Source organism: Paracoccus sp. Arc7-R13 (assembly GCF_004010775.1).
Taxonomy (GTDB): domain Bacteria; phylum Pseudomonadota; class Alphaproteobacteria; order Rhodobacterales; family Rhodobacteraceae; genus Paracoccus; species Paracoccus marcusii.
Genome location: NZ_CP034810.1, coordinates 160,526 through 175,943, shown reverse-complemented (window position 1 = coordinate 175,943; position 15,418 = coordinate 160,526). Strand labels below are relative to the sequence as shown.

14 protein-coding genes are annotated in these 15,418 nt (G+C 67.5%); 4 read left to right on the top strand and 10 right to left on the bottom strand.

The genetic code is table 11. The annotated features are described in order from the left end of the window. Positions 1-280 precede the first annotated feature (280 nt). Positions 281-643: a DUF202 domain-containing protein gene (locus EOJ32_RS00885; RefSeq protein WP_127897403.1), complete on the top strand. Its 363-nt coding sequence runs from the start codon at positions 281-283 to the stop codon at positions 641-643. Positions 644-913: 270 nt separating this feature from the next. On the opposite strand, the gene EOJ32_RS00880 is transcribed toward EOJ32_RS00885, so the two are convergent. From EOJ32_RS00880 to EOJ32_RS00870, 3 genes are read right to left on the bottom strand one after another with little or no spacing between them, the layout of a single operon-like run. After that, positions 914-2,065 (bottom strand): MBL fold metallo-hydrolase, encoded by a 1,152-nt coding sequence (locus EOJ32_RS00880; protein ID WP_205963165.1) that lies wholly within the window; start codon positions 2,063-2,065, stop codon positions 914-916. Positions 2,066-2,075: 10 nt separating this feature from the next. Further along, entirely contained in the window at positions 2,076-2,984 is a 909-nt protein-coding gene (locus tag EOJ32_RS00875; protein ID WP_164871367.1) for a patatin-like phospholipase family protein, read from the bottom strand. 15 nt (positions 2,985-2,999) lie between these two features. Then, on the bottom strand, positions 3,000-3,368 hold the full coding sequence (locus tag EOJ32_RS00870) for a hypothetical protein (RefSeq protein WP_127897401.1): 369 nt from the start codon (positions 3,366-3,368) through the stop codon (positions 3,000-3,002). Here EOJ32_RS00870 and EOJ32_RS00865 point away from each other — a divergent pair. Then, positions 3,367-3,672, top strand: coding sequence for a hypothetical protein (locus EOJ32_RS00865; RefSeq protein WP_127897400.1), 306 nt, complete (start codon positions 3,367-3,369; stop codon positions 3,670-3,672). The two genes, EOJ32_RS00870 and EOJ32_RS00865, sit on opposite strands and share 2 nt — an antisense overlap. A gap of 79 nt (positions 3,673-3,751) precedes the next feature. Beyond that, positions 3,752-3,928 (top strand): hypothetical protein, encoded by a 177-nt coding sequence (locus EOJ32_RS20020; protein WP_164871366.1) that lies wholly within the window; start codon positions 3,752-3,754, stop codon positions 3,926-3,928. 224 nt (positions 3,929-4,152) lie between these two features. Here the strand turns inward: EOJ32_RS20020 and EOJ32_RS00860 are convergent, their stop codons facing one another. From EOJ32_RS00860 to EOJ32_RS00845, 5 genes are read right to left on the bottom strand one after another with little or no spacing between them, the layout of a single operon-like run. Then, positions 4,153-6,426: a glycosyltransferase family 4 protein gene (locus EOJ32_RS00860; RefSeq protein WP_127897399.1), complete on the bottom strand. Its 2,274-nt coding sequence runs from the start codon at positions 6,424-6,426 to the stop codon at positions 4,153-4,155. A gap of 20 nt (positions 6,427-6,446) precedes the next feature. Beyond that, complete coding sequence (locus EOJ32_RS20230; RefSeq protein WP_139085958.1) at positions 6,447-7,544, bottom strand: zinc-binding alcohol dehydrogenase; 1,098 nt, start codon at positions 7,542-7,544, stop codon at positions 6,447-6,449. After that, positions 7,534-9,636 (bottom strand): glycosyltransferase, encoded by a 2,103-nt coding sequence (locus EOJ32_RS00855; protein ID WP_205963164.1) that lies wholly within the window; start codon positions 9,634-9,636, stop codon positions 7,534-7,536. Before EOJ32_RS00855 ends, EOJ32_RS20230 begins: the two co-directional genes overlap by 11 nt. Beyond that, on the bottom strand, positions 9,629-11,917 hold the full coding sequence (glf, locus tag EOJ32_RS00850; RefSeq protein ID WP_205963163.1) for a UDP-galactopyranose mutase: 2,289 nt from the start codon (positions 11,915-11,917) through the stop codon (positions 9,629-9,631). Before glf ends, EOJ32_RS00855 begins: the two co-directional genes overlap by 8 nt. Beyond that, entirely contained in the window at positions 11,914-13,065 is a 1,152-nt protein-coding gene (locus EOJ32_RS00845; RefSeq protein ID WP_127897398.1) for a glycosyltransferase, read from the bottom strand. The genes glf and EOJ32_RS00845 overlap by 4 nt, the downstream gene beginning before the upstream one ends. 316 nt (positions 13,066-13,381) lie before the next feature. Between EOJ32_RS00845 and EOJ32_RS00840 the strand changes: the two genes are divergently transcribed. Next, complete coding sequence (locus EOJ32_RS00840; protein ID WP_052714768.1) at positions 13,382-13,915, top strand: hypothetical protein; 534 nt, start codon at positions 13,382-13,384, stop codon at positions 13,913-13,915. 280 nt (positions 13,916-14,195) lie between these two features. Here the strand turns inward: EOJ32_RS00840 and EOJ32_RS00835 are convergent, their stop codons facing one another. Together EOJ32_RS00835 and EOJ32_RS00830 are read right to left on the bottom strand one after the other, a co-directional pair. Continuing rightward, the gene (locus EOJ32_RS00835; RefSeq protein WP_127897397.1) at positions 14,196-14,864 is read right to left on the bottom strand and encodes a DUF1236 domain-containing protein; all 669 of its coding nucleotides are present in this window, start codon (positions 14,862-14,864) and stop codon (positions 14,196-14,198) included. Positions 14,865-14,971: 107 nt separating this feature from the next. After that, complete coding sequence (locus EOJ32_RS00830; protein WP_127897396.1) at positions 14,972-15,358, bottom strand: hypothetical protein; 387 nt, start codon at positions 15,356-15,358, stop codon at positions 14,972-14,974. Positions 15,359-15,418: the final 60 nt, after the last annotated feature.

Here is a 15,418-nt window from a genome sequence, read left to right as displayed (position 1 = left end):
GCTCTGTTCCGACCCGAGCTTGTCGTGATCGTCGGCGTTATCTTTACCAAAGAAGAAGTGGGGCACCGGATACCAGGCTGCAGTGTTCCAAGGCACTGTTTGGCGAACCTGATGGTGACACTTGCTTTCAAGATACGCTCTTTTCCGAGCAGGGCAGGCGCTGGCCGGTCAGCCCACTGCAAAGGCACCGCACAGAGGCACGGGGAGGCCGTGGCTCCCTCTTCAATGCAAGCGGTCTCAACAGCTATCCGGCAGCATTGCAAACGACAGCGCGCATATCATGGCAATCAAGGACCAGCCCGCCGAAGACCGCACGGATCTTGCCGAAGATCGCACCATTCTTGCGGTGGAACGCACGTTCTCTGGCTGGATCAGGACTGGTTTGGCGACTGCTGCGGTTGCGATCGGGATGCAGGCCGTCTTCGGCCCGTTCCAGCCCACCTGGGTTCCGAAAGCCGTGGCGACGGTGTTTCTTCTCGCGGCACAGATGATGCTTCTATTCGCTTGGCTGGCCAACCGCACATCCCGGCGCAGACTGTCCGTGCATGCGGCCCGGGCTCAACCCGCAATTCGGATAGCATTCCTCATTCTGCTGCTGTCGATCGGCATTTGGGGAACGGGTGCCGTGCTGTGGTTGCTGTGACGGAGGGCGGCTTGAACTATAGGGGTACCTTGCTTGGGCAACAGCGAGTTTCGAGGGCTTTCGGTTAAGCTTTGGTCACGCTGGCAAGGGGGGATCTTCGGACATGTGATCCCTACCGGTCAAGGTGCGACACGGACGTGCCGTCGTCGTACCGCCAAGAATACCGGTCCGCGCCGACATCTGTTGTGTATCAACAACTCGCGCCTGCCCGTACATTCGGCCAGAATCCAACCGGCAATCATTGCTATCAACAAACGGCACTCCACCATCTTACGATGGTTGGCGAAGATAGCGGCTGTCGTTCGGCAGTGCACGCTGACGGAATGTCGTCGCCAGCGCATGCAGCCGTTCTGAAAGCGCATCTCCCTGCAGTGCCGGGCCATGGCCTGTCACCATGATCCGGGGCTCCAGGTCCGCCAGCCGCCGGACCGACAGATCGGCCGCCGTCCAATCGGGTGTGAAATAGGCAGGGGGGCCCTGCAGGTGGGCCTGCGGCAGCAGGGCACCCCGGAGGGACTCCTGGCGCGTCGTGATGACGGCATCGCCCGCCAGCAAGGCCCGCGTGCCGGCGTTCCAGAACGAGACATGACCCGGCGTGTGGCCGGGCGTATGGATCCACCGCCAATCCTCCAGACCCGGAATGCGACCATCCTCCGGCAGGGCCCGAAGATGGTGCGACACGTCGATCGGATGCCGGGGGAACAGCCAGGACAGTTCCGCCATCATACCGCCCCCCACCTCGGGGGCTGCAGGGGGATAGGCTTGGCGGCCGGTCAGAAAGGGATGCTCGGCCGGGTGGGCATAAATGGGCGCGTCCCATGTCTCTGCCAGATGATGCAAGGCGCCCACATGATCGAAAAGCCCATGCGTCAGCAGGATCGCGGCGGGTCGGGATGCGCCATAGCGCCGTCGTGCCGCCTGCAGGATGGCCGCGGCCGAACCCGGCACGCCCGCATCGACCAGATACCAGTTCCGGTCGCCGGCACCGGCAGCGCCGATGAACGCGACATTGACGATGCCGCAGCGCAAACAGGCCAGATCCTCGCCAAGATCAGTCGCCCAAGCGTCCGCAGGGACGGCAATGCCGGCCGGTCCGGGGGGCGAGGACGCTGCCGCCACCGCCAGTGAGAACGCCCCATAGCCGCGCAGCATCGTGCGCACCGTCTGGTCGTCCACGTCGCGCGCCAAGGCAAGGCAGGCCGCACCCTGCGCGGCATCCAATAACCGGTGCTGGTCCATGCGGATCGGCCGCCCGGGCGAGCGACCGCGATAGGATGTCGCCAGCGAATACGCGGCCACCCCCAATCCTATGGCGGTCAACGGCGCCCGAAGGCCGGCGTTTCGTCTCATGGATGCCGGCCCCAGGACCAGCAGGGCCGCGGACACGGCATCAAGCGCGGCGTGCCGTCGGGGTGGGATCATGATGGGCCTCTCATGTCGGGGGTTCAGCGATGATGCTCTCAAGCGCCTGGGCCATCAGCATATGTCCCAGCTTGGATCGGCGGCGCAGGGACGCTTGGCTGTAATCGAAGGACTTTCCGGAAAAGTCGTCCTCGGGGTCCGACAGGATGACATGATGAAAGCGACGTCCGGTCAGGTCGCACGCCGCGATCGCGCGGCGCGACTGGTATCCGAAGGCAAGCTCTTGTGACCGGTCGGCGATGCCGTCCATCGTCTGGCGCAGCGGCCCCGCTGCGCTGTACAGATCGCAGGCCAGGATCAGGGCGTCGTCATCGCGATCCAGCAGCGGGCGCAGGGGCAGGTTCTCGGCCAGGCCCGCATCCATGAAATGCCGACCGTTCAGGGTGACAGGGGGAAACAGGACCGGCAACGCGCTGCTGGCCATAAGATGATCCACCGTCAGCGGTTCCACCGTATTGCGGAACGCCGCCACGGAGCCGGTTTCGGCATCCGTCGCGGTCACGGTGACCTCGATGCCGCCCGCGTTCAGCAGATCGAAATCCACATAGTCCTCGATCAGCCGACGGGTCGCCCAGCGATGTAAGACTGACCTGTCGGGCGGCACGCCGGGGAGGATCTCGGCCAACCCGGGGACCGATGGGCTGAACAGCGCAGGGTGTCCGAACAGCAACGTGCCCGTGACCAACCGGCGGCGCCCGCTTCCGGACAAGGCAGACTGAGCGATGTCGTTGAGAAAGCGGTCCAGGCTTTCGACCCGCCGGTCTGGCGGATTGCCCGCGATGACCGCCGCGACGATCGCCCCGATCGAGGCGCCCGAGATGCGTGTGACGTTCAGCGCTGCGTCCTGAATGGCCTTCCGTGCGCCGGCATGAAAGGCCCCCAATGCGTTTCCGCCGGACAGGCACAACCAGGTCTGCATTCCGTCATTCCCCATTTACTGTCCGTTCAAAGGCGTGCCGATGGTTGGCGTGGTGTCCATAGGCACGCTCCAAAGCGGCTGTTCGGTGATGTCCGGGGCATGGGCTGTACGCACGGTCAGGGGCGGCTCATGGTCGGAGATCGGGCTGGCCGGTAAGGTGAGATCGAACGTTGGTCTTGCCTGCCTGGCGCGCAGGGGTTTGGCGGTGGCGGCATGGATGGCGATATCATCGACGCGTGGCACTCTGTCAGCAGTCACGGAGGCAGTCTGATGCTGGCAGAGGTGCCGGCTGACGCAGCTGCTTGCCGTGCCGGCTGTCATGCGCCTGTTTGCCATATGAACGTTCCACCCGAAAAGGTCGCTTGCCGGCAGGATCGGCGGCATGGCGTCGCTGACAGGTGGAGCGAGCCTGAGCCTCGACGGGGTCGGGACGGCGTCGGCGGATGTGACTGCAAAGACACGTGGGTGGTTCATCGGATCCTCCTTGTCGGTGGAGGTCCGGCAACCGGCAGCCGCAGCAAATGTTCCTGGCCATGACGTCGTCATTGTTTCGGGCAAAGCACTGGTTCCCAGGCATCGTGCCACCAGCGACGACCCATCCGTTCCCGACCGTACTTGGAAACTCGGACGCAATACGTTGCTTTCTCTGGTGCTTGTAACCTCGAAAGGGCGCCTGGCTTATCGGTGAGGAGACCTCACCGGACGTGCAAGCTTGGGAACCGCATGACACGCTGACATGTTCAATAAACGACACAGGAGAGCGGAACATGACCGGTTCGACCCCACCAATTGACCTTCCCGATGACCTTCGCCGTGGCTTGGAGACAGCGGCAGCCGAAGCGGGGGATTCGCCCACGGACATCATCGTCAAGGCATTGGAAGCCTTTGGCATCGAACGGCTGACTGATGATCAGCAGCTGAAACGCATGACCGGATCGGAATAAACGTAGTCCACAAGGTATCAGACGCTGCGTTTCCAGTCAGGCTCCTATCTGCAAACAGATGCGTGAAATATCGATTCTACCGGTAAACCTTGCCGAACCAATTCAGACTGGTTGATAGGTCAGCGCCACTTCTAGCGATGATTCACTTGGGATACCAAGCAAACGCATTTCGCTGAAACTGGATAACCAGCGTTGCGGCGGGTCTGTGCTCATATCCCTCGACATTACCAATGTGACACGCCTCGCAACATGCGTGCCAAGGGAACGTGGACGTCGCGTGCGCCGCTGCTGGGGTCTGCGCCCAGCAGGCCGTTCGGGCACATGCGGTCGTCGTCCCATCCAGGGTGGTCGGCAATGGGGTAGAGGCATACCCCCTCGACCCGGACGCCGCGACGACGGGCGTGATGGGTCTGGGTCATGACATGATCGAACCACGCGGCGCGGCGCGCGCCTTCGGTCCCGGTCTCGGCCAGCATCACGGGGCGGTCATAGCGCGCCGCGACCTCGACGAGCAGATCTGACAGGGGGCGGTGCAGCGCATGGTCGACGTCGATGGGCGGGCCGCCATGGATCCATTGGTTGTTCCAGTAATAGTTGACGCCGACCACGTCCAGCGCGGCTTCTGACCCGCCGATCTGCGGCCAGAGGCGGCCCGCGATCAGATCGAAGGCCTGGAACTGGGCGTCGTGCCAGCCATGCGCCTCGAACAGCGGGCGCCCGGTCCAGTCGGCATGCTGGACCGCGATCAGCGGCTCGGCGGTGACGAAGCGCGCCCGCGGGTCGATGGCCAGCAGCTCCGCACGGGCGGCCAGATAGCAGCGGGCCAGCTGGACCTTCAGCTCGAACCCGCGGCCCCTGGCGAACGGATTCAGATAGCCCGCATCCCCGCCGGCCCAGGACAGGAAGCTGATCTCGTTTACCGGGCACCAGAAGGGGACGGCATCCGTCACTTGGCGATGGTGCCGACCGGCGGCGCGGGCCAGCCGGGCAAAGCGGTCGACGAAGGCCGGGGACCAGACGTCCAGATCGTCCGGCCAGCCGTAATGCATCATGTCCCAGATCACCTGCGTGCCGGTGTCGCGCGCCGCCTGAAGCATCGGGGTCCAGGATCCCAGGTCCAGTGCGCCGCCCGCGTCGATCGACGGCCAGCGCAGGGCGTCGCGGCAGGTGCGGATGCCCAGGCTTTGCAGCTGCAGGTAATCCTGGGCAGCATGGGTGTCGTGACCGATGGCCGCGATGACATCCAGCCGCCGCCCGTCACGCCGCCGATGGGTCGAGGATTCCCATCCCCCCTGGATCATGCTGGCGAACAGCGTGGGCGCCGGCGCCGGGGCCTGTTCGGCCAGGACGGTGTCGATCAGCGCCTGCCATTGCGGCACCACGATCGCGGCGGAATAGGTTGCGCGCACATGGGCCTGCAGCGCCGATCCCAAGCCGTGCCGCAGGGCCGGATCGTCGATCAGCCGACGCATGGCGGCGGCAACCGCCCCGGGATCCTCGTGCGGCACGAACAGGCCGCTGACGCCGTCGCGGATCTGCTGCAGGGCGCCGTTGTCGGGGGTGGCGATGACGGGCAGGCCCGCGGCCCCGGCCTCGGCGATGACATGGGGCATGCCCTCGCCCCGGCTGAGCCAGCAGAAGACATCCATCGCCGCCAGCAGGTCGGGCACGTCCGCCCGGTCGCCGGTAAAGATCACGCGGTCGCCAAGGGGTGCCGCCAGCGCCTGCAGCTGCAGCGCGTATTCCGGCATGAAGGCGTCCGGCCCGCCGATGACGACGAACCGCGCCTGCGGATGGCTGGCGGCGACGCGCATCGCGGCGGCCAGGAAATCCTCGACCCGCTTCTTGCGGTCCAGGCGGCCGACCCATCCGATCAGCACCTGGTCGTCGGCGATGCCAAGCGCCGCGCGGATGGGCGCCCGGCGTGCCGGATCGAACTCGGTCAGATCGACCATCGACGGGATCTCGACCGCATGGTCGGGCCGGTCGGGCATGCGTCCCGCCGCCGCCGCGCGGATGCTGTCGCAGACGCCCACATAGCGCGCGGTCAGGTGCTTGGGCCCGGCCAGCGCCTCGCTGACCAGCCCGCCATGTTCGATTAGGGGCGGGCGCAGGGCCAGACGCTCCATCGCGGGATAGATGTCGGCAACGTTCTGACAGCTGACCACCACGTCGGCCCCGCAGATCTTGCGGCGCAGATAGTCGATGGTGTCGTCGAACCCAAGCGCATAGGGCGTCGTGTCGACATGGATGCCAAGCGCGCGCAGCTGGTCGGTTGTCTGGTCGGTCATCCCCTCCTTGCGAAAGCAGGGGATGACGTCGATCCGGTACCGGTCGCGGGGCAGGGTGCGGGCCAGCAGGCGCAGTTCCGTCTCCTCTCCGCCGACGACCAGCCAGGCCAGGACGAACAGGATGCGAATCTTGCCGGCGTCAGGATGCGGGACGGGCAGGTCCTGGGGCGGCTGAACGCCCCAGGGCTGGTTCAGATCGTCGTTCATCGGATCGCTCCTTGGCGGGATCAGGTCGCGAAGACGACCTGGAGGAAATCGAACCGCTCGGCCACCAGGCGTTCCAGGAACCGCGGCGCCTCGTCGAAGGGTACGACATGGGTGATCAGGTGCTGGCGGATGGCGGGGCCCATGCGCTCCAGCAGGCGGACGGTTTCCGCGGCCAGCCGCCGCTGGTTCCAGTCGGCGGCCAGACGGCGCGGCATGCGGTTGATCTGGGCGCAGATCAGGCGCAGGCCGTTGTGGTGGAACTCCTCACCCAGGCGCAGGTCCGGCAGACCGCCCTGATAGAAGGCCAGGTCGATCACCGTGCCCTGCGGGCGCAGGGCGGCCAGCGCGCGGTGCAGGCTGTCGGAATGGGCGCGGGTCTGGAACACCACCTCGGCGCCGCGGCCGCCGTGACGGTCGTGCCATGCGGACTTGGCATGGGCCACGGCCGCGTCCTCGTCCATCGGGGTCATGCCCAGCTTGCGGATGATGTCCTGGCGGAAGGGGGAGGGATCGACGACAACTACCTCGGACGCGCCAGCGGCTTGCGCGAACAGCGCGCAGAACAGGCCCACCGTGCCGCCACCCCAGATCAGCGCGGAACGCCCGTCCAGGCTGGCGCCCAGATGCGGGACGGCGGCGCCGAAGGCCTCGGCATCGGCATGCAGGATGCCGTTCGCGGCGATCGGTCCCATCTGGCCCACGAAGATGCCCAGCATCGGGTCCATCCCGTCGGGCAGCGCCGTCAGCAGGTCGTGGGACGGATCGGCGGTATGTCCGGTCTTGTGACCGAAGGCGGTGCCGACCACCTGACCGTTCCGCCAGCCCGGCGCGCGCGCGTCGATCACGCGGGCGCTTTCCATATAGCCCAGGAAGTTGACCGGGAACCGGGCCGACGGTTCGCCGGGCACGAAGCGGCCCGCGACATCGTCCCACCGGCTGTGCAGATAGGGGTTGGTCCCCTTCAGGAAGGTCAGCTCGGTCCCCGCAGACAGCCCGGTATAAAGCAGGTCCAGCCGGACCTGCCCGTCCCCCGCCGGCCCTTCGTCATAGCTGAAGAAGCCCGGACGGCCGTGGTCCAGGATGGCCAGCGACCGGATGTGGCGATGTTCATGCGGCATCGTCGGCGCCCGCCGCAGCGGCAGGACAAAAGGTGGGCTGCGGGTCGGCCCGCAGCCCCTCCATCCGCACAAGGGTTCCGGTTTCGGCCGACCGGCCCACGGCCAGCGCGACCTGATGGGTCAGCAGCGCCTCGGCATAGTCGCAGCGGATGCGGTTCTCGCGGCCCATGACGGCCTCGACGAAATCGCGGTCCTCGCGCCAGACCGGATCGCCGCTGGCCTGCCGGACGGGTCGACCCTGGCCGACGTCGACCATCAGGTCGTGGTCGGTGATCTCGATCGCCATGGCGTCGCTGAAGACATGCAGGCCGACGCGGTGGTTCCACCGCATCAAGCAGGTCGACGACAGGTTGGCCACCGCCCCCGACGCAAAGCGCAGCGTGGCCGCAGTGGCGGTGGGGACGGTCAGGCCGGGAAAGTCGTCGCGGTCGCGCCGCGCGGACAGGCCGAACACCTCGGTCACGTCGCCGGCCAGGAACCGCGCCGCGTCGATGATGTGGGTGGCCTGTTCGACGACCTGGCCCCCCGATCCGTCGGCCCGCCACCACCATTCCGGCGGCGGCGTCTGGTCGATCCAGAATCCCTGCATCAGATGCGCGGGATTGGTCGCCAGATGGGCGCGCGCCTCGTCCATCGTGTCCAGATAGCGCCAGTGATAGCCGACGGCGGTGATCAGCCCGGCCTGCTCGACCTCTGCCGCGATCCGCTGGGCCAGATCGACGTCCAGGGTGATCGGCTTTTCGACGAAGAACGGCAGGCCCCGCGCGATGCAGGCCCGTTCGGGCGCCCCATGCGCAAAGGGCGGCACGCAGATGTAGACGGCGTCCAGATCATGCGCGGCCAGCATCGCGTCGTGATCGTGATGGGCCGTGGCCCCCATGCGATCTGCGGCCTCCTGCGCGCGGGCGGGGTCGGTGTCGCAGATGGCCACGACCTGGACGTCGGGCATGGTCTGCAGCACGCCGAAATGGCGATGCGCGATGCCGCCCGCCCCGATGAAGCCCAGTCTGATACGGTCCATAGGCGGTTTTTCCTTCTTTGCGCGGGCGGCGCGATAGGCGGCCAGAGTGTCGCCGGCCATGCGGGCGGCGGTAAAATGCGCGGTGAAACGGTCCTGCTGCGCCTGGGCCACGCGTGCGCGCGCCTGCGGATCGCGCAGCGCCGCGGCCAGGTGGTCGGCAAGGGCGCGGCTGTTGCCCGGCGGGTGCAGCCAGGGGTGATCGGAGCCAAGCGCCTCGACGGTGCCGCCGATCCGGCTGGCCGCGACGGGCAGGTCGGCGGCCATCGCCTCCAGCGCGACCAGCGGCAGCCCCTCGAACCGCGACGGCAGGGCCAGGATTCCGGCCTGCGCCATCAGCGCGGGCACGTCGTCGCGTCGCCCGGCCAAGGTTACGTGGTCCTGCAGGCCCAACCGGCGGATCGCGCGGTCCAGCAGCAGCCGGCCCGGACCGTCGCCGACCATCACGACCCGTGCGTCGCCGCCGCCCCGCCGCAGCCGGGCCAGCGCCCCCAACAGGACGCGCTGCGCCTTTTGCGGGGTCAGGCGACCGACGCAGAGGATCATCCGGTCGTCGCGGTCCGCCTGTGGCGCGGGGCGGTGGCGGATGCCGTTGGGCACCGCGCGGACGGATGTTCCCGGGCCAAGCGCCCTGCGCCACCCGTCCGCGGCCTGGCGCGACACGGCGATCACGCCATGCACCCCGGCCAGCGCGGCGCGGTATTCGGCGATCTGATCGGGGTCTGTCAGCAGCCAGGGCAGATGTTCGGTCCGCAGCACGGTCGCGCCGGCGGCATGGGCGGCGCGGGTCAGGGCGTGCCCCTCCCACCCGATGCCGGCGTGCACATGGACCGTTCCGCGGCCTTGCCCCGCCCAGTCCGCGACCGCCCGGGCCATCGCCCCGGTATCCGTCACCGCGGCCATGCCGCCCGCCGCTGTGACCTGCGCAGCCAGGGCGCGGCCCGCCGGATGGTCGGGCCACAGCGTTTCCGGGCGCAGGCCCCGCTCCGCCAGCGCGGCGGCCAGGGCGACCATATGCGCGCCCACGCCCGACGGCTCGGCGCTGTCGGTGGCCAGCAGCAACCGGTCAGGCATGCGCGGGGACCGCCATCATGCGCCGGTGCAGCGCCAGGGCCTGGGCCACCACCTGGTCCATGTTGTAATAGCGGTAGCTGCCAAGACGCCCGGCAAAGATCACGTTCGGTTCCGCACCGGCCAGCGCCTGATAATGGCGGAACAGTGCCTGGTTCTTCGGGCAGGGGATGGGATAATAGGGATCGCCCCGGTCCGACGGATATTCGCGGGTGATCGCCGTCATCGGGTGGTCCTGCCCGGTCAGGTGCTTGTATTCGGTGATCCGCGTGAAGGGCACGTCCGGGTCGGGATAGTTCACGACGCCCACCGGCTGGAACTGGCGCTGGGGCAGGGTCTCGTGCGCGAAGGTCAGGCTGCGATAGGGCAGCGCGCCGAAGCGGTGGCCGAAATAGGCATCGATCGGCCCGGTATAGACGGTCAGCGCGCCGCGATCGGCCGGGTCGATGTCATGGAAATCGGTGCCCGTGCGCACGTCGATCCCCGGATGGTCCAGCATGCGCGCGAACATTGCGGTATAGCCATCGCGCGGTATCGCCTGGAACCGGTCGGTGAAATAGCGATCGTCGGTATCGGTGCGCGTCGGCACCCGCGCCGTGACCGAGGGGTCCAGCTGGGACGGATCCAGCCCCCATTGCTTGCGGGTGTAACCCTCGAAGAACCGCCGATACAGATCGTCCCCCACGGCCGAGACGACGACATCGCGCGCGGTGCGGATCGGGTCCACGGGCCGGGCGCGCGCCGCCAGGAAGGCGGCGGTATCCGCGTCGCCGGTCAGCCCGGCATCATAGAGCATGTTCAGCGTCGTGCGGTTGATCGGCATCGGCACCCGGCGATCGCCCAGATCGGCCAACACGCGGTGCGCATAGGGCCGCCATTCGGTGAAGCGCGACAGGAAGTCGACGACCTCGCTGGCGTTGGTGTGAAAGATGTGCGGGCCATAGCGGTGGATCAGCAGGCCGTCGGCATTGCGTTCGTCAAAGGCGTTGCCGCCGATATGGTCGCGCCGGTCGACGACCAGCACCCGCTTGCCCGACTGTTCGGCCAGTTGGCGCGCCATGACCGCGCCGGCAAACCCCGCGCCGCAGATGGTCACGTCGGGACGGGGCCGCGCGCGGCGGGGGCGGGGCACGGCAGGCCGCCGGCGTCGGTCGACCGCCCGGTCCAGCAGCGCCGCCATGCGGGCCTGCGTCAGGTCCCAGCTTTGGCGGGCCAGCACCGCGTCGGCCTCGGTACAGGTGTCGGCCGGGGCATCCGCCAGCGCATCGGCGCAGGCCGCAACAAAGGCCGCCGGGCCGTCGGCGATGCGGACCGCGTGCAGATGGCCGTACTGGCGCACCACGTCGCGCACCGGGGTGGACACGACCGGGCATCCGGCGGCCAGATATTCCGGCGTCTTGGTCGGAGAGATGTATCGCGTCGCCTCGTTCATCGCGAAGGGCATCAGCGCCACGTCCCACCCCGCCAGATAGGCGGGCAGCTGGTCGTAGCTCTTCTGGCCCAGCCAATGCAGGTTGGGCGCCTGGGGAAGGCTGGCGGGGTCGATCTTGACCACCGGACCGATCATCACCACCGACCAGTCGGGCCGCGCCGCGGCCAGTCCCGCGATCAGGTCCAGATCGACGCGTTCGTCGATCACCCCGTACCAGCCAAGCCGCGGGCCGGGCAGGCCGGCCTGATCGTCGGGTTCGGCAAGTCCCGTCCGTGCGGTCGCGAAATGCCCCGTCTCGACCGAGGAGGGGAAGGCGTGGATATTGGCGTGATCGTTGCGCCGCGCCTCCCACAGGGACCAGCCGCCGGTGGTCACCAGATCCGCCGATGCCATCAGCGCGGCCTCCAGCCCGGCCAGCGCGGGCGGCGCAAAGCGGAACGAGGCCAGCTCGTCCATGCAGTCATAGACCACGGCCGCCGCATCGACATGCTGCACGACGGGCCACATCATCGGCGTGTACAGCCACAGGACCGGGCGCACGATCCCGTTCAGGGCCAGCATCTGGTCGAACAGACCCACCAGGCCCGCGGCCTGATCCTGGGGCGACCAGCGGTCGGGAATGCGGGGGCGCACGGCCTGGACGGTCGTGCCGTGAAAGGCGTGGAACTCCAGATAGGGCAGGTGATGCGTGGTGGGGATTGCCTCCTCCCAGAACAGCACGCGGTAATCGCGGGCAAAGCGGTCCATCAGGTGCTGAGGCCGCTGGGTCACGAAATCCCATCGCAGATGCGACAGGCAGATCAGGGCGGGCTTGTCGGTCGTCGCGGGGTGCGACAGGTCGCGGGGCGTCATGACGGCTCCTTCCGGCGACCGCTGCGGATCGCGTCGATGTCTTGGCCAAGGCAGGCGATGCTGGCGCGCCAGCCCCATCGGGCGATCGCGTCGGGGCGGGGATCGGCGGGCGGCGATGCCAGCAGCCCGTCCAGCGCGGCGGCAAAGGGCGCGCCGGGGGATGCGATGGTCCCGGCCGATGCAGGCACGTGGTCCAGCCCGCAGACCAGGTCCGCATTGGCCAGCACCGGCAGGCCAGCCAGCTGATATTCGGTCAGGATCGCGGGGGCGCCGTCATGCTGACCGCACACCACACCGACGCGGGCGCGGTTGATCAGCCGGTTGACGGCATCATGATCCACCCCCGGGGGGCCCACGATCTCGACGTCCAGGCCGCGGCGGTCGGCGTCGGCGCGCAGGTCGTCGTCGCCGTATCCGACGACCAGCAGGGCCGTGGTGCCGGGGCGGCGCTCCATCGCGTCGAACAGGATGTCGTGGCGCTTGTAGGGCTGCGCGCAGGCGACATAGACCACGTCGCGATCCTTGGCCGCACCGGTCGGATGAAAGGTCACGTCGGACGCAAAGTTCGGGCCGATGGGCAGCACGCGCGTGCGGGCGCCGGGGATACGCGCCCTTATTTCGGCCGATTGCCAAGGGGCGCCGGTCAGGAACAGGTCGAACCGCGCCGCCAGGTCGTCGGGGATCCGCAGTGCCGGGGCGTCGATCGAATTGTAGATGGTGACCGCACCGCGTGCCACATCCATGATGTCATGCCCGACCCCCAGGCCCCAGACGCACAGGATGTCGGGCGCGCCGGTCTGGTGCAGATGGCGCACCGCCTCGGCCGATCCATAAGGCGCGTCATGCGCATCGGCGCGAAAGACGCGCCGCGTCAGGCCGGGGCGGTCCGGATCGGCCCGGCCCGCGGCAAGGCCCAGGCTGGCATCGGATTCGCCGCAGCGCCCGGCAAAGCTCCAGATCTCGGCGGTATCGACGATGCCCGCCGCGATCGCTGCCAAGGGCAGGCGTTCCAGATAGCCGCCGGTGACGGAGACCTGTCCCGTCGGGGGCGGCGGCAGGATGGTGTCGATCTGCGCCGGATGCGTCACCGGGACCGGCGGACCATCGCTGCAATGATCCGAGATGACGACAAGACGACGAGAATGCATGGGGCCGCCGCTGAAAGAGAACGCCGTAGGACATTGCGATGTTCACGACATGTTTCAGCTAAGATCAGGGTTAACGACCACGCAACTTGATTAATGTCAGCGTTGCTGGGGCAGGTTTTGCACTCTGTGTCATGCGCCGTTCGGGCGAACCCGTTGCCTTTCATCGGCTTGGCGGGTTGCGGCGTTCGGTGCCGACCGCCCGGCCGGACAGGTGCTGATTAGCAAACGTTATAGGTCATCTGCTGGAACATCGGGCGCAGGCAGGAGCTTCATTACGTCTTCTGAGGAGGAGACGCTGCATCATGGGAGACGAGACATGAAGTATTCGATGACCTGGATGGCCGGCTGCGCGATCTGCGCATTTGCCGGCATGGCGCAGGCGGATTGCGCCGCCGATCTGGCACGCTTTACCGATACCGCCGCGATGACCGGCGACAGCGCGGGTGCTGCGTCAGGCGGGACCGAGGGCATTGCCAAGGACGGATCGCTGGCGCCGCTGGAGCAGCCGGCGGGCGATGACGCCCAGGCGGATGCCCCCGAGGCGTCGGCCGATGCGTCGTCCGACATGCCCGCAGCCGATGGGGCCGACAGCGCCTCGGGCGAGGGCATCGCCAAGGACGGCTCGCTTGCGCCGCTGGAGGGAACGGAGGCAGAGCCCGGAACGGCCGTCGCCATGTCCGGCAGCGACGTCCAGGCGCAGCAGGAAGGCGAACCGACCGCCGCGGAAGAGGCCGAGGGAGACGAGGCCATGCCCGATCGCGACAGCCTGATCGCCGATGCGGAGCGTGCCCTTGCCGAAGGAGACGAGGCTGCCTGTCAGGAAGCGGTCGACCAGCTGGAGGCGATGTGACGACACGCTGCGCCCGTTAGCAGGGCGCAGCGGTGACTGTGGAACAGCAGGCGACGGCAGTGAGCGTCCGCCGATTTCAGATCGCAACATAGACAATTCTGCAAAATCTGGCCGACGTGGTCGATCCGTCGTGGACAGACTGAAACGCGGAATCGCCCTTGCCGGCAGTCCCAAGGCTCAATGACTGGATGAATGGACCGCCGCCGTCAGACCTACGCTTTTAGCAATCCAGGTCCGGCGGGCAGGACCCCAAAGACCGCGCCCGCCGTTTCCGCGAAGGTCAGCGATAGATATACATGATCTGACGATCCTGCGGGTTCACCAGCACCGTCTGGCCGTTGATATGAGCATAGCGATAATCCGGCTGATCCGGGATCTCGTAGATCGTCACGTTTTCCGGAACGCCCGCGCCGATCACGACCTCTCCGTCCAGATAGACGGGATCCACCGTGTTCGACGTGACATAGGTGGTCACTTCGGTCGTGGGCTCCTCGGCTGCGGCAGCACCGGTCGCGCCGCCGATGGCAAGACCGGCCACCGCCCCGACCGGGCCGCCGATCAGCGCACCCATCGCCGCGCCGCCCAGACCGCCCACAGCGGCGTCCTGCCCGGTGGTCGGGTCCTCAACGGGGGCCTCGATGATGGTCACACGGACCGTCTCGCGGTTGGGATAAAGCGACACGACCTCGTCGCCCGCCTTGACGTTCAGATAGTCGCCATAGGCCCAGCCCTCCAGACCGTCGCCGCTGACCTGGCACCAGTTCGCGCTGTCGATGCAGCCCAGGACCGACACCTCGTCCCCCGCGCCGATGGCGCCGATCACGCCGTGCTGGACGCCCGGGCCGGACCGGACGTTCAAATCCGTGGCAACGGTGGCCATCGTCTGCGCCGAGGCGGCCCCCGCAATCGTCAGGGCCGCAACCAAGGTCGGAACAAGATACGCTTTCATGGTAATCTCCTGTCTCTCGGGCATGCTGCCCGATGATGCGGTGCAAACTTGCCGCACCGATCGGCGGTTCCGAACCGGTCCGTTCACAAATGCATAAAATGCAATTTTCAGTTGAAAAGCGCGCGGGCCAGGTTGATCACGGCCAGAATCTGACGCGTCTCGGCATCGACCCGGTACAACTGATCGTCGCTGCGGTAATAGCGCCAACCCTCCCGGCGTTCGACATCGTAACGGTTCAGGTCGCGGACCAGAACATAGTCCTCGACGCGCAGCCTGTCGCCGACGCCGCGGCCATAGCGGAACTCATCGCGCTTTGCCTGACCCGGCGGAACGCAGGACGGCGATTTCTTGGCAAGGCCCGGCGGGCACCCCTGATGGGCGTGGTTGCGGTCGTTGTCGTGATGGCGCCCGCGGCCCGGATCGGCCGCGACGGGTGCGACCAAGGCGAGCGTCAGCGCGGTCGCCAAGGCAATCCCTGGAAAGGTTGGGGTCATCGTCATGCTCCTGATGCTGGCTCCGACAACGGAGCAAAGGACAACCTCCGACCGGCGCGT

Excerpts from the sequence above, each read along its gene's own strand:
- EOJ32_RS00885 (WP_127897403.1), top strand. The coding sequence starts at position 281 with ATGGCAATCAAGGACCAGCCCGCCGAAGACCGCACGGATCTTGCCGAA.
- EOJ32_RS00880 (WP_205963165.1), bottom strand. The coding sequence starts at position 2,065 with ATGATCCCACCCCGACGGCACGCCGCGCTTGATGCCGTGTCCGCGGCC.
- EOJ32_RS00875 (WP_164871367.1), bottom strand. The coding sequence starts at position 2,984 with ATGCAGACCTGGTTGTGCCTGTCCGGCGGAAACGCATTGGGGGCCTTT.
- EOJ32_RS00865 (WP_127897400.1), top strand. The coding sequence starts at position 3,367 with ATGGCGTCGCTGACAGGTGGAGCGAGCCTGAGCCTCGACGGGGTCGGG.
- EOJ32_RS00870 (WP_127897401.1), bottom strand. The coding sequence starts at position 3,368 with ATGCCGCCGATCCTGCCGGCAAGCGACCTTTTCGGGTGGAACGTTCAT.
- EOJ32_RS20020 (WP_164871366.1), top strand. The coding sequence starts at position 3,752 with ATGACCGGTTCGACCCCACCAATTGACCTTCCCGATGACCTTCGCCGT.
- EOJ32_RS00860 (WP_127897399.1), bottom strand. The coding sequence starts at position 6,426 with ATGAACGACGATCTGAACCAGCCCTGGGGCGTTCAGCCGCCCCAGGAC.
- EOJ32_RS20230 (WP_139085958.1), bottom strand. The coding sequence starts at position 7,544 with ATGCCGCATGAACATCGCCACATCCGGTCGCTGGCCATCCTGGACCAC.
- EOJ32_RS00855 (WP_205963164.1), bottom strand. The coding sequence starts at position 9,636 with ATGCCTGACCGGTTGCTGCTGGCCACCGACAGCGCCGAGCCGTCGGGC.
- glf (WP_205963163.1), bottom strand. The coding sequence starts at position 11,917 with ATGACGCCCCGCGACCTGTCGCACCCCGCGACGACCGACAAGCCCGCC.
- EOJ32_RS00845 (WP_127897398.1), bottom strand. The coding sequence starts at position 13,065 with ATGCATTCTCGTCGTCTTGTCGTCATCTCGGATCATTGCAGCGATGGT.
- EOJ32_RS00840 (WP_052714768.1), top strand. The coding sequence starts at position 13,382 with ATGAAGTATTCGATGACCTGGATGGCCGGCTGCGCGATCTGCGCATTT.
- EOJ32_RS00835 (WP_127897397.1), bottom strand. The coding sequence starts at position 14,864 with ATGAAAGCGTATCTTGTTCCGACCTTGGTTGCGGCCCTGACGATTGCG.
- EOJ32_RS00830 (WP_127897396.1), bottom strand. The coding sequence starts at position 15,358 with ATGACCCCAACCTTTCCAGGGATTGCCTTGGCGACCGCGCTGACGCTC.